Consider the following 392-nt stretch of genomic DNA (forward strand, 5'->3'; position numbering starts at 1 on the left):
AAAACCTACGGTGGTTCTGCTCGTGCATTCGACCAGATCGATAACGCACCAGAAGAAAAAGCTCGTGGTATCACCATCAACACCTCTCACGTTGAGTATGACACCCCGACTCGCCACTACGCACACGTAGACTGCCCAGGCCACGCCGACTATGTTAAAAACATGATCACCGGTGCTGCGCAGATGGACGGCGCGATCCTGGTAGTAGCTGCGACTGACGGCCCAATGCCTCAGACTCGTGAGCACATCCTGCTGGGTCGTCAGGTAGGCGTTCCTTACATCATCGTGTTCCTGAACAAATGCGACATGGTTGATGACGAAGAGCTGCTGGAACTGGTAGAGATGGAAGTTCGTGAACTGCTGTCTCAGTACGATTTCCCAGGCGACGATAC

The 392-nt window shown here is 53.6% G+C and carries 1 protein-coding gene; it reads left to right on the plus strand.

The window, feature by feature from the left end; all coding sequences use genetic code 11:
• Window positions 1–392 (plus strand): GTP-binding protein (locus VF709_RS24960; RefSeq protein WP_236654012.1); only part of this gene is annotated, 392 nt, incomplete at both ends.

The sequence above is a fragment of the Enterobacter sp. Lyrl_3 genome, assembly GCF_051948675.1.
GTDB classification, from domain to species: Bacteria; Pseudomonadota; Gammaproteobacteria; order Enterobacterales; family Enterobacteriaceae; genus Enterobacter; species Enterobacter cloacae.